Origin of the sequence: Pseudalkalibacillus sp. JSM 102089, from assembly GCF_041366475.1 — a bacterium.
Lineage (GTDB): Bacteria > Bacillota > Bacilli > Bacillales > Guptibacillaceae > Guptibacillus > Guptibacillus hwajinpoensis_B.
Map to the genome: position 1 here is coordinate 44,774 of NZ_JBEWYW010000011.1, position 12,782 is coordinate 57,555.

General features: G+C 42.1%; 13 protein-coding genes and 1 tRNA gene. 3 read left to right on the forward strand and 11 right to left on the reverse strand.

The genetic code is table 11. From position 1 onward, the window contains the following. Window positions 1-12 precede the first annotated feature (12 nt). From ABVF21_RS18785 to rpoN, 10 genes are all read right to left on the reverse strand, one after another. Window positions 13-759 (reverse strand): alpha/beta hydrolase, encoded by a 747-nt coding sequence (locus ABVF21_RS18785; protein WP_283153609.1) that lies wholly within the window; start codon window positions 757-759, stop codon window positions 13-15. A 336-nt stretch (window positions 760-1,095) separates the two neighbouring features. Then, entirely contained in the window at window positions 1,096-1,326 is a 231-nt protein-coding gene (secG, locus tag ABVF21_RS18790; protein WP_098445013.1) for a preprotein translocase subunit SecG, read from the reverse strand. A gap of 299 nt (window positions 1,327-1,625) precedes the next feature. Next, entirely contained in the window at window positions 1,626-2,915 is a 1,290-nt protein-coding gene (gene eno / locus ABVF21_RS18795; RefSeq protein ID WP_283153608.1) for a phosphopyruvate hydratase, read from the reverse strand. 26 nt (window positions 2,916-2,941) lie between these two features. After that, window positions 2,942-4,474, reverse strand: coding sequence for a 2,3-bisphosphoglycerate-independent phosphoglycerate mutase (gene gpmI, locus ABVF21_RS18800; protein ID WP_194218793.1), 1,533 nt, complete (start codon window positions 4,472-4,474; stop codon window positions 2,942-2,944). Next, window positions 4,467-5,228, reverse strand: a complete 762-nt coding sequence (gene tpiA / locus ABVF21_RS18805) for a triose-phosphate isomerase (protein ID WP_283154257.1) — start codon at window positions 5,226-5,228, stop codon at window positions 4,467-4,469. The genes gpmI and tpiA overlap by 8 nt, the downstream gene beginning before the upstream one ends. Window positions 5,229-5,269: 41 nt before the next feature. Continuing rightward, on the reverse strand, window positions 5,270-6,454 hold the full coding sequence (locus ABVF21_RS18810; protein ID WP_283153606.1) for a phosphoglycerate kinase: 1,185 nt from the start codon (window positions 6,452-6,454) through the stop codon (window positions 5,270-5,272). Between the two features lie 133 nt (window positions 6,455-6,587). Continuing rightward, complete coding sequence (gene gap / locus ABVF21_RS18815) at window positions 6,588-7,595, reverse strand: type I glyceraldehyde-3-phosphate dehydrogenase (protein ID WP_194218790.1); 1,008 nt, start codon at window positions 7,593-7,595, stop codon at window positions 6,588-6,590. A 47-nt stretch (window positions 7,596-7,642) separates the two neighbouring features. Continuing rightward, window positions 7,643-8,674 (reverse strand): sugar-binding transcriptional regulator, encoded by a 1,032-nt coding sequence (locus tag ABVF21_RS18820; RefSeq protein ID WP_283154256.1) that lies wholly within the window; start codon window positions 8,672-8,674, stop codon window positions 7,643-7,645. Window positions 8,675-8,824: 150 nt separating this feature from the next. Beyond that, window positions 8,825-9,061: a glutaredoxin family protein gene (locus ABVF21_RS18825; RefSeq protein WP_283153605.1), complete on the reverse strand. Its 237-nt coding sequence runs from the start codon at window positions 9,059-9,061 to the stop codon at window positions 8,825-8,827. An 80-nt stretch (window positions 9,062-9,141) separates the two neighbouring features. Beyond that, window positions 9,142-10,437: an RNA polymerase factor sigma-54 gene (rpoN, locus tag ABVF21_RS18830; protein WP_283153604.1), complete on the reverse strand. Its 1,296-nt coding sequence runs from the start codon at window positions 10,435-10,437 to the stop codon at window positions 9,142-9,144. A 192-nt stretch (window positions 10,438-10,629) separates the two neighbouring features. Here rpoN and ABVF21_RS18835 point away from each other — a divergent pair, with 192 nt between their 5' ends. Continuing rightward, window positions 10,630-10,911: a hypothetical protein gene (locus ABVF21_RS18835; protein ID WP_283153603.1), complete on the forward strand. Its 282-nt coding sequence runs from the start codon at window positions 10,630-10,632 to the stop codon at window positions 10,909-10,911. 159 nt (window positions 10,912-11,070) lie between these two features. Here ABVF21_RS18835 and ABVF21_RS18840 read toward each other — a convergent pair. After that, window positions 11,071-11,149: transfer RNA gene (locus ABVF21_RS18840), tRNA-Arg, on the reverse strand. A gap of 302 nt (window positions 11,150-11,451) precedes the next feature. Between ABVF21_RS18840 and ABVF21_RS18845 the strand changes: the two genes are divergently transcribed. Together ABVF21_RS18845 and clpP are read left to right on the forward strand one after the other, a co-directional pair. Further along, window positions 11,452-11,838, forward strand: a complete 387-nt coding sequence (locus ABVF21_RS18845) for a hypothetical protein (protein WP_283153602.1) — start codon at window positions 11,452-11,454, stop codon at window positions 11,836-11,838. Window positions 11,839-12,002: 164 nt separating this feature from the next. Further along, window positions 12,003-12,587 (forward strand): ATP-dependent Clp endopeptidase proteolytic subunit ClpP, encoded by a 585-nt coding sequence (gene clpP / locus ABVF21_RS18850; protein ID WP_098445023.1) that lies wholly within the window; start codon window positions 12,003-12,005, stop codon window positions 12,585-12,587. The last annotated feature ends 195 nt before the right edge of the window (window positions 12,588-12,782 follow it).

Here is a 12,782-nt window from a genome sequence, read left to right on the forward strand (position 1 = left end):
TATATCCGTAGATTATTCAGACCAATCAAGTCCATCAAGAAATGCGTGTACGTCCTTATGAAGTTCCTCTTTCTCTTTTCCAAGCGTAATGGCGTGTGTTGAATTCTCATACCATTTCAAACTCTTCACATCTGATTCTACATGATCATGAATAACATTCGCACTCTCCGTATTAATCATCTCATCGTGTCTTGCCTGAGCGACAAATGTCGGAGCATAAATCATATCAATGTTATCACGCACATCATAGATCAGGTCTCGAAGTTCTCCGAGCGTGTTCATTGGGGTTTCTTTGAACGCTTCCATTTCTTCTTCAATTTGTTCAGGAGACTTCCGTTCAAATTTCTTATATTCTTTTGCGTAAGAAAGAACACCCTGATACATCGATTCTTCATCCTTCATATCCATTGGGGCGCACATGGGTACGATTCCCTTTACAGGAACAGTATAACCGAGCTTTAAAGAAAATACGCCTCCAAGCGATAATCCCACAACAGCTATTTCCTCATGCCCCATGCTTTTAAGCTTTTCATACCCCTCTTTAACGTTTTTCCACCAGTCTTGAGGACCTGTATGTACTAACTCTTCTGGGGGAACGCCATGTCCTTCATATTGCGGGGCATGACAAGTATATCCCTGTTCCTGCAAATAACGTCCCATCATTCGGACATCTGCTGTATTACCAGTAAAGCCATGCAACATGAGTACCGCGCGATTACCTCCTTCAAATGTAAATGGCTTGGGTGCTACTACTTTCATGATGTGATCCTCCTCTAAATAATCCAGTCCTACTCATTAGTTTGACCTTCAAAAAACGATTTATCCTGTCTATTGAAGTCCTTATATGCATTTTAACGGTTTCCGTCCTCAGTAAAAAGGAATGTGTTCTTCTAGCTTATTTCCCTGTTTCATTCGACAAAAAACTTGCTTTTCTTTCTTCTTTAAAAAAGCACAGGAGCCTATTTCACCCGCAACATGCTTAAGACCTCGAGCGGATATAAGCGCCAGATCTCGGCTTCACTGAAATTGATACTTTCATTTCCTCCAATGAAAAAAGCAGCAAGTGGTTCAACACCTGCTGCTTCCTTTATCACATTACACGAGATACGCAACGAGAATTGAAAGAACAAAGAACAATACGGCAAGTACTACCGTTACTTTATTTAAAACCGCTTCAAAGCCGCGGGCCTTTTGCTTTCCGAATAATTGCTCAGCTCCACCTGTAATGGCTCCTGATAACCCAGCGCTTTTACCAGACTGAAGCAATACGACAGTAATAAGTAAGATTGAAACGATAACTAATGCAATTGTAGCTGCAAGATGCATGATTCCACCTCCCGGACTATAGCCTTTCCAATACTATCAATTTACCATAAATTTTTCAGTAAAAGCAATCTATTTCGGTAATACAGGACATTCTCATACCTTCTTAAACATTGTGTTAACACTTCTTGAACGGTAACGACTGTTTTTGTAGACGTTGTTCCGATAAGAGTAGTGACTGATTTGCGTGAAATCTCAACTTCACGCAAATCAGCAAAAAATCACACTGTTCATTAACAAAGGCTAAAAAAGAAAAGAACCCAACAAAAACCCCCGCGTCTTCACGCGGGGGTTTGTTCAACTTACTTCTTATCTAAGTTGTAGAAGCTAGTGCGGCCACCGTAGATTGCAAGGTGCTCAAGCTCATCTTCGATACGAAGAAGCTGGTTGTATTTAGCTACGCGGTCCGTACGAGACGGTGCGCCTGTCTTAATTTGTCCAGCGTTAGTCGCAACAGCGATGTCAGCGATTGTTGTATCTTCTGTTTCACCAGAACGGTGAGAGATAACAGCTGTGTATCCAGCGCGCTTCGCCATTTCAACAGCATCAAACGTTTCAGTTAGTGTACCAATTTGGTTCACTTTGATTAGGATAGAGTTACCTACACTGCGCTCGATTCCTTCAGAAAGTTTGTTTGTGTTTGTAACGAAAAGATCGTCACCAACAAGTTGAACTTTCTCACCAAGAGCTTGAGTAAGTTTCTCCCAGCCTTCCCAGTCGTTTTCGTCAAGACCATCTTCAATTGAGATGATTGGGTATTTTTCACATAGCTGGCTGTAGAATTCGATCATTTCTTCAGATGTCTTCACTACGCCTTCACCAGCAAGATTGTACTTACCGTCGCTATAGATTTCAGAAGATGCTACGTCTAGAGCGAGCATTACTTCTTCACCAGGCTTGTAGCCAGCTTTTTCGATTGCTTCGATAATTGTTTGGATCGCTTCTTCGTTTGAACCAAGGTTAGGAGCGAATCCGCCTTCGTCACCTACAGAAGTGTTAAGGCCTTTTTCTTTCAAAACACCTTTAAGGCTGTGGAAAATTTCAGCGCCAGTGCGAAGTGCTTCTTTGAAAGAAGGCGCTCCAACAGGCATAACCATAAATTCTTGAATGTCTACGTTGTTATCAGCGTGCTCTCCACCATTAAGAATGTTCATCATTGGTGTTGGAAGAGTTTTGGCATTGAAACCACCAAGATAAACGTAAAGTGGAAGTTCAAGCTCTTCAGCAGCTGCACGTGCAACAGCCATAGATACGCCAAGAATAGCGTTAGCACCTAGCTTACCTTTGTTATCAGTACCATCAAGGTCGATCATCATGTGGTCGATTCCAAGTTGGTCGTAAACGCTCATTCCTACTAGCTCTGGAGCGATTGTTTCGTTAATGTTAGCTACTGCTTTTTCTACGCCTTTACCAAGGTAGCGATCTTTGTCACCGTCACGAAGTTCAACTGCTTCGTATTCACCAGTGGATGCGCCAGATGGTACCATTGCGCGTGCTTTAACGCCTGCGTCTGTAAATACTTCTACTTCAACTGTTGGATTGCCGCGGGAGTCAAGGACCTCGCGTGCATAAACGTCAGTAATGATTGGCATAACGTGTCATCTCCTTTAAATGTAAGTTATTTAATTAATGATTTCCCTGTCATTTCCTTCGGTTGCTTGCCGCCAAGCAAATCAAGAAGGGTTGGTGAAAGGTCCGCAAGAATTCCGTCTGTACGAAGCTCAGCACCGTCTTTAGTAACAATAACAGGTACAGGATTCGTTGTATGAGCAGTCATCGCATCGCCATCAAGCGTCGTGACTTCATCAGAGTTCCCGTGGTCAGCGGTAATGATCGCATTTCCGCCTTTTTCTAAAATTTTATCAACGATCTTACCAAGACATTCGTCAACAGCTTCAATCGCTTTGACTGTCGGTTCAAGCATTCCGGAATGCCCTACCATGTCAGGGTTAGCAAAGTTCAAGATAATCGCATCGTGCTTATCGGCATCGAGCTCTTTCAGTAACGCGTCCGTTACTTCGTAGGCACTCATCTCCGGCTTCAAGTCATAGGTTGCAACCTTCGGAGAGTCGATAAGAATGCGCTCTTCCCCAGGAAACTCTTCTTCGCGTCCACCGCTAAAGAAGAAAGTAACGTGTGGGTATTTCTCTGTCTCAGCAATACGCAGCTGCTTGTAGTCCTGCTGAGCTAGTACTTCACCAAGCGTGTTATCAAGGTTTGTTGGTTTGAAAGCAACGTCGCCTCCAACTGTTTCACTAAAACGAGTGAGTGAGACAAAGTGAAGATCTTTCGGACGTTCTTCCCCACGATCGAAACCGCGGAAATCATCATTCGTAAAGACTTGTGAAATCTGGATTGCTCGGTCAGGACGGAAGTTAAAGAAGATTACTGCATCCTCATCATCTACCGTCGCAATCGGTGAACCGTCTTCTTCTGTCATAACGGAAGGAAGAACGAATTCATCATAGATTTCATTCTTGTAATTATCATCAATTAACTCATTTGGATCTTTGTAAGAAGGGCCTTCACCGTATGCCAGGGCACGGTAAGACTTCTCTACGCGATCCCAACGCTTGTCGCGGTCCATGGAATAATAACGTCCTGAGAGAGTCGCAAGACGACCTACTCCGACTTCTTCCATTTTTTCCTCTAACTGCTGAATGTAGGTTTTCGCAGATTGTTGGCCAACATCACGACCATCAAGGAAACCGTGAACATAGACATCTTCTAAACCTTGCTTAGCAGCAAGTTCAAGAAGAGCGAAAAGATGTTTAATGTGACTATGAATACCACCGTCAGAAAGAAGTCCGAACAAGTGTAGGCTTGTCCCTTTTTTCTTCGCATGGTCAATAGCCTCTAGAAATGTTTCGTTCTCGAAGAAGTCGCCTTCTTCAATTGCAAGATTTACTCTTGTTAAGCTTTGATAAACAATGCGTCCTGCACCGATATTCAAGTGGCCAACTTCTGAGTTACCCATTTGTCCGTCTGGAAGACCGACTGCTTTACCACTCGCTTGTAGGGTAGCGTGTGGATATTGGTTCCAGTAACGGTCAAAATTCGGTTTTTTCGCATGAGCTACGGCATTTCCTTTTTCTTCATCTCTAAGGCCGAAACCATCTAAGATGATTAAAGCTTCTGGCTTTTTAGGCATTCTGACCAGCCTCCAAAAGCTGAAGGAAAGATTTCGCATCAAGACTCGCACCGCCGACTAAAGCTCCATCAATGTCGGATTTACCCATAAGCTCGTCAATGTTACCAGGTTTCACACTGCCACCATATTGGATACGGACCGCATTAGCTGTTTCGTCAGATGTTTCGTCTTTAAGTACGCCGCGGATAAATGCACATACATCATTTGCTTGATCGCTTGTTGCTGTTTTGCCAGTTCCAATTGCCCAGATCGGCTCATATGCGATGACAGATTGAGCTACCTGTTCATTTGTAAGACCAGCGATTGCCTTTTGAACTTGTTCTTTAACGACATCTTCTGTTACGTTGCTTTCACGCTGTTCAAGCGTTTCACCAACACAGATGATCGGTGTTAGGTTATGTTTAAACGCTGAATGAGTTTTCTGGTTAACGACTTCGTCCGTTTCACCAAATAGCTCACGGCGTTCAGAGTGACCAAGAATAACATAGCCTACTCCAAGATCGTTAAGTGCGACAGGGCTGATTTCACCTGTAAACGCGCCATTTTCTTCAAAGTGCATGTTTTGAGCACCTACTTGAAGTGCTGTTCCTTCTAGCTCATCCGTTAAATAATCAAGGAAAAGAGCAGGAGCACAGACAACGGAATCTACGCGATCGCCATTAGGAATAAGTCCTTTCACTTCGTCAACAAAGCTTTTTGTTTCCGTAAGTGTTTTGTTCATCTTCCAGTTACCTGCGATGATTGGTTTGCGCATGTTCACTCACCATCCCTTTATAAATTTAAGTCATAAGTATTTTATTTGTCGTTAAGTGCGACAACGCCAGGAAGTTCTTTACCTTCCATAAACTCAAGAGAAGCACCGCCACCAGTAGAGATATGGCTCATTTGATCAGCATAGCCGAATTTCTCAACCGCTGCTGCAGAGTCACCGCCACCAATAACAGAATACGTATCATTTGCATTAGCAAGTGCTTCTGCTACTGCTTTTGTTCCATTAGCGTAAACATCTAGTTCGAATACACCCATAGGGCCGTTCCAGATAACTAGCTTGGAATCAGCAACAACTTTGCTGTATGTTTCTCTTGTTTTTGGTCCAATATCAAGCGCTTCCCAGTCAGAAGGGATTTCTTCGATGCTTACAATTTTCGTGTTTGCATCATTTGAGAAATCGTCGCCAATAACAACGTCTTCTGGCATATAGAAATTAACGCCTTTATCTTTCGCTTTATCCATGAATGTTTTCGCAAGCTCAATTTTGTCTTCTTCAAGTAGAGAAAGACCGATCTCATGGCCAAGCGCTTTTACGAATGTATAAGCAAGTCCACCACCGATGATCAAGTTGTCCACTTTATCAAGTAGATGATCAATCACACCGATTTTGTCTTTTACTTTCGCTCCACCGATAATCGCAGTAAATGGACGAGAAGGCTCCGTTAGCGCGCTTCCTAGAACTTCAAGTTCTTTTTCCATAAGAAAACCAGCTACAGCAGGAATATGATGAGCGATGCCTTCTGTTGAAGCGTGGGCACGGTGTGCAGCTCCAAAAGCATCATTTACGTAAAGATCTGCCATTGCAGCAAATTTCTTCGCAAGTTCTTCATCATTCTTCTCTTCTCCAGCTTCAAAACGAACATTCTCAATAAGAAGAAGATCGCCATCTTCAAGACCTGCAATCGCACGGTCTACTTCTTCACCATAGACTGCATCTGTTTTTGTTACTGTTTTGCCAATGAGGTCGCTTAAACGGTCTGCAACCGGATCAAGACGTAACTCATCAACAGCTTCACCTTTAGGACGACCAAGATGGCTTGCAAGGATGACTTTTGCTCCTTGATCAGCCAAATGCTGAATCGTTGGAAGTGCTGCTTTAATGCGCGTTTCATCTGTTACCTTTCCATTATCCATAGGTACATTGAAATCAACGCGACAAAATACCTTTTTGCCTTTTAACTCAACATCACGAATTGACTTTTTGTTCATCACGCATGTCCTCCTCTGCATAAAGTTTTAAAAGGTCGTTAATACCACCTTTTAAATATAGCTATATCGTTAGTAATGACAATGGAAAAGGAGGAAGGCTCAAGACTTCCTCCTCCTCTATTAACAATTCTTATTATAGCCCTTTTGCAGCGATGTAGTCGACTAGATCTACTACACGGTTAGAATAGCCCCACTCGTTGTCGTACCAAGAGATAACTTTAACCATGTTTCCATCGATACCCATTGTAGAAAGACCATCTACGATTGAAGAGTTCGGGTTACCGTTGTAATCTTTTGATACTAGTGGCTCGTCGCTATAACCAAGGTATCCTTTAAGGTCGCCTTCAGCAGCTTCTTTAAGAGCAGCGTTTACTTCGTCAACTGAAACGTCTTTATCAAGTTCAGCTACAAGGTCAACGATTGATACGTTAGGTGTAGGTACGCGCATAGCCATACCATTCAACTTACCATCAAGCTCTGGAAGTACAAGAGATACTGCTTTAGCAGCGCCTGTAGATGTTGGGATGATATTTTCAGCTGCCGCACGAGCACGACGGTAGTCTTTATGTGGAAGATCAAGAATTTGCTGATCGTTTGTATAAGAGTGAGTTGTAGTCATTAGACCACGCTTAATACCGAACTTGTCGTTCAATACTTTAGCAACTGGTGCAAGACAGTTTGTCGTACAAGATGCGTTTGAGATTACGTGATGGCTAGCTGCATCGTACTTGTCTTCGTTAACACCTAGAACAACTGTAATATCTTCGTCTTTAGCTGGTGCGGAGATGACAACTTTCTTAGCTCCTGCTTCAAGGTGCTTCGCAGCATCGTCACGGTTTGTGAAACGGCCAGTGGATTCGATTACCACTTCAACACCAAGATCTCCCCATCCAAGTTGTGCTGGGTCGCGCTCAGAAAGAACAGTGATTTCAGTTCCGTTAACTACAAGATTCTCGCCGTTAACTTCAACTTCAACATTAAGTTCTCCATGTACGGAATCGTATTTTAGAAGGTGTGCAAGCATGTTTGCATCTGTAAGATCGTTTACAGCTACAATATCAACACCAGGGTTGTTTAATGCTGCACGGAATACGTTACGTCCAATACGTCCAAAACCGTTAATACCTACTTTTGTTGCCATTGTGTAGTTCCTCCTTGAATTTCCTCGTTTCCCGAGGTGTGGTTTATTTAATAAAGGGAATCTCCCTCTAATAACGCTTTAGCGGCGCCTTCATCAGTCACAAGGATACTTTGAATCCCTGTTTTAAGATAGGCTTCGATGGCTTTTGCTTTCGAACGGCCGCCGGCAACCGCAATGACTAGTTCACTTCGCTCTAAATCTTCGAGCTGCAGTCCGATCGTTTTCACTTTATGAACGACTTCACCAGACTGATTGAAGTAATACCCGAACGCTTCAGCGACAGCATCCTCACGCTCAATCTTATCAATAACTTCAAGCGTAGATTTACGCCTTTGCGCCATCGTTCTAGCTTCCCCAATCCCATGAACCACAATACCGGCAGACTTGATAATCTCAAGGATATCTTTCACACCAGGCTCTTCAATCAGGGATTGGTATGCTTCTTCACTCAATTGATCTGGAACATGAAGCAAACGATAGTCAGTATGGGCTTTTCTTGCCATCTTCGCACAAATAGTGTTGGCCTGATTTTCAACCTGTTCTCCGAGGCCCCCTCGAGCCGGAACAAACAGCGTCCCTTCCATATCTGAGGAAGGAATCATCATATCAGCCACACCTGCGAGCGTGGTACCGCCTGTTACAGCAATCACTCTATCTTTTAGCTGAAACTTTTTCAAGCGTCCCACAGCGGCTCTGCCCATTTCTTTCTTTACCCAGGGGGTTACATCACTATCACCAGGGACAATAAATACTTCCGGAATGCCAAGTTTATCTTTCAAGCGTTTTTCAAGATTATCAAGCCCGGAAACTTCATTCATAACCGGTTCAAGCTCAAGAAGTAGCTGTTCGCCTTCCTCCGTCAGTTGCATACCTTGTACAGACATATGTAGGAGCCCCTGATCTTTAAAGAAAGTGACTTCGCTTCTGAGAACTCGTTCGGTTATACCCAGACTGTTCGCGAGACTTCTACGGCCAATTGGCTGCATTAGCCTCAACTGTCTTAATACCCGATAGCGCTTATTCATAACATCTAACATGTCCGGCAATAATTTTTGTTGAAGTGACAATAATGAGCGCATAATTCGTCTCCCCTGCTGTTCTTCTTTTTCCACGAGACGTATTATGTCCCGCTTAGACATTTTCAGTCCCACCCGGATCAAAAAGAACTTCTTACAATTTTCATTGTAGCAGTTGCCAAAAGTATGGGCAACTATGTTATACTGAAATTTTTAAAGTAAGCGTTTTCTTATCGATTTTTTTGAAATTCGACCATAATCCACTACTTCCTCATCGATTTCAACGACGGGTATCATCAGCATAAACTTTTCTAACAGTGCCTCATCCTTATAAATATCGACTATCTGAAGAGAGAACATTTCCTCTTCCTGAAGCTCAAGAAGTAGTTCATATGCTTCATCACAAAGGGGGCATGTCTCTTTCGAATATAAAATAACCGATTTTTGCACACGCTAAACCTCCCTTCATTACTTTACTAGTTTACTCAGACAACCTTTCGAACGCAAAAAAAGAGCGACTAGTGTAGCCGCTACGAATATCGTTTTCGTTTCGATGAGCTTAAGATCTTTAACTCATCTCGATACTTTGCAATCGTACGCCTCGATACTTCAATCCCTTTCTGGATATGAAGAGCTTCTACAATCTTTTGATCTGATAATGGTTTCATCTTGTTCTCATTCTCCACAAGTTCCTTAATAAATAGCTTTACACTAGAGGAAGAAGCAGCTTCTCCAGATTCACTTGACAGTTTGGACGTAAATAAGTCCTTTAAGGCAAAAAGACCATGTGGTGTTTGGACGTATTTGCTTTTAATCGCTCGACTTACTGTGGACTCGTGAACATCTGCTTCCATCGCTACTTCCCTCAAGGTTATTGGAGAAAGCTCACTTATCCCATTTCTCAAAAAATTTTGTTGGTGAACAATAAAAACGCCCATGATTGCACGAAGCGTTTGCTTTCTTTGCTCAATACTTTTTAATAACCAGCTGACTTGCTGGTATTTATCCTTTAGATACTCTTCCGCTTCGTTATTTTTAAAAGAACGGTAGGCGTTGCTCACTTTCATTGCTGGTAAATCGTCATCAAGTAATGCAATAGAGAATCTCCCATTTTTCTCTTCTATCATGACATCTGGAACAATGTAGGATGGTTTATCAATGCCCCACTTTGATCCTGGACGAGGATCGAGATCAGCTACTATATCTGCAGCCCGCTGTATCTGCTCCACAGGAACATGAAATTCTCTCGAGAGTTCACGATATTTCTTTTCTGCTAGCGCTTTCAAATGATAGGAAACAAGATCTCGAGCAAGCTCAAAAATTTCTCCCGACTCATTTAACTGTAATAAGAGACATTCGGAAAGGGAACGCGCCCCTATACCTGTTGGATCAAGTAATTGAATCTCTCTAATGGCTTCAGTAATCTCAAAGGGCTCGACATCAAGGTAATTCATTACCTCCGTCTCATTTATTCTTAAGTAACCACTTTCATCAATATTATCAATTAAATAATGCACAATGGCTTCCCTTTTACGTGGAAAGTGTAGACACCTCGCCTGATCGTGTAGCTCATCATGCAAACTTTTTCTTGTTTCAGCGTATTCGAGTGGATCTTTTTTAAGTCCCGTATCATAAGAGCGTTTTGAAGAACGAACGCCACCATCCCATGAAGGCGAGTGTAATTCAATTAATGGATTTTCAAGAGCCTGTTCTTTCACGTACTCCAGTAATTCGACCGTAGAATATTGGAGTATAGAAATCGCTTGATGCAACTGGGTTGTCATGACTAATTTCGTTGTCTGCTTTTGTATCAATCCTAATTCCATCGCAATCCCTCCACCTTCATCATACTATATCGCTTCATTTTATGGTATGAAAAAAATGATAATGACCAGAATTTTCTGTTTTTTAAAAGGGGATTTTGACACCATTTTTAAAGAAAATGATGAAATAGCCCGTCCCTTAGTCAAATTTCTACATAAACTGTCTTATAGAGAGAGAAAAAGGAGGCAAATGCCATGGATTTAGCTGTATATGGAATTGCTTTGCTTCCAGTCATCATTGGAGTTGTACACCTTTTTAAGGTGTTTGGTTTTCCGGTAAGGTTCTTACCGATTCTTTCCATTGGAATTGGAATTGTAATGAGCCACATTTATGTTGAACCGGAAGACTTCAAAAAAGCCTTCTTTATAGGATTATGGCTTGGACTATGCGCTACTGGAATGCACTCAGGCTTCAAACACACGATGAGTGGAGCAATCAGCAAAGGACATGACGATGACAAAGATAAGCCCTGTTAGAAGGTAAGACTGATCGCAAGAAGAGTGGACGAGTTCTACTCTTCTTTTTTTGTTCAAAATGAAGGATACTATTCATTCCCTGGATCTAAGCGAACAAAAATGACATTTACCATAAAAAAATCCCCTTCACACTAGCGAAAGGGATTGGAATTATGTATTTGGTGCGCCCGGAGGGATTCGAACCCCCGACTGACGCGGTACCGGAAACCACCGCTCTATCCGACTGAGCTACGGGCGCGCTTCATTAGCGCAAGGATTATTATACGATATGCCCCCTTTTTTTGCAAGGTGAATTTCATAGCTTCCATGTGGCAATCAATGAGTAAACAATAGAGTATAAGAGCGTTTTATCTAAACCATGTTAATGAACGCTGTTGCTTTTTTGCTCTGGAGAACGGTGAGATATTAACAATATAGGCTAAAGCTATTACCCAAACATTTCATTCATATCATAGAAAAGGTATTGCTTCAGTTCTTGACGTCTCAACTGTCTCATAGTAAAGTTATACCAAACATACGTTCTGTTAGGTGGAGATGATCATGTTCCAATTAAGTAAAGAAGAAACGAAGGCATTAAGAAACTACCTCTTACTTCCTTACCTGAAAAGAGTGCTGGAGATTGACGCGAAATGGGTGAACCGTTCGAAAATGAAACTTCCGCGCCCTTATCTGGAACTAATTCATGCCGCTTTAACGTTAGCCTCCTCTGACTTAAAATGGGCAAAAGCAATACTTCATGATAGAGGAATCCGCGTCTATATAGAAGATACGAAAGAAGATGTTGTGATTTGCAAAGTATATTGTCGAGGTTACAATCAAACATACCGCTATTCTTCCATTCAAATACGTAATCAGGTAGAAAGACGAATTTTAGCTTACTTTTTAGCAGACGATCGATTAAAAAAAAGGAACATTCCCTCTGTTTAAAATAAAGGGATGCGGGGAAAATGGGTGTATGTGGTTAAAGAAAAATCAAACCCTTTTCATCTATTAAAAAATAGGACAGCACTTTATTTGACCTATATTGACCTTTTAGGTATGATGAACATACAGCAACTACATATTCCACAAATATAAGGGAGGAATTTAAAATGGTTTTAATTCCAACGGTAATTGAACAAACAAACCGCGGTGAGAGAGCGTACGACATTTATTCTCGTCTTCTTAAGGACCGTATAATTATGCTAGGAACAGCAATTGACGACAACGTATCAAACGCAGTCGTTGCACAGCTTCTTTTCCTTGCTGCTGAAGACCCAGATAAAGACATCTCACTTTATATCAACAGCCCCGGTGGTTCAATCACTGCAGGTATGGCGATTTACGATACTATGCAATTCATTAAGCCAAAAGTATCAACAATCTGCATCGGTATGGCTGCTTCAATGGGTGCCTTCCTTCTTGCTGCTGGTGAACCTGGTAAGCGCTATGCTCTACCAAACAGTGAAGTAATGATTCACCAACCGCTTGGCGGTACGCAAGGTCAAGCTTCTGATATTGAAATTCACGCAAAACGCATCATCCAAATGCGCGAGAAGCTAAACAAAATTCTTTCTGAGCGCACAGGTCAACCACTTGAAACAATCGATCGCGACACAGATCGTGACCGTTTCATGGAAGCGACTGAAGCGAAAGAATACGGCTTGATTGATGAAGTAATGGAAAAGAAAGCATAAGATAGACCCTAGAAAGCCTTTCCCTACATAATTGGGAAAGGCTTTTTATTTCTTGGAATAGGCGCTGTTTTTGAACCACCTTCTATTTGAGCAGCCAATGAAACACAATGGATGCTCCCTCTCTCTATAACTCTATTCTCTTAAGAATGTTTCGCAACGTTTACAATTTAATGCAAAACAAAAACCTGGCACACA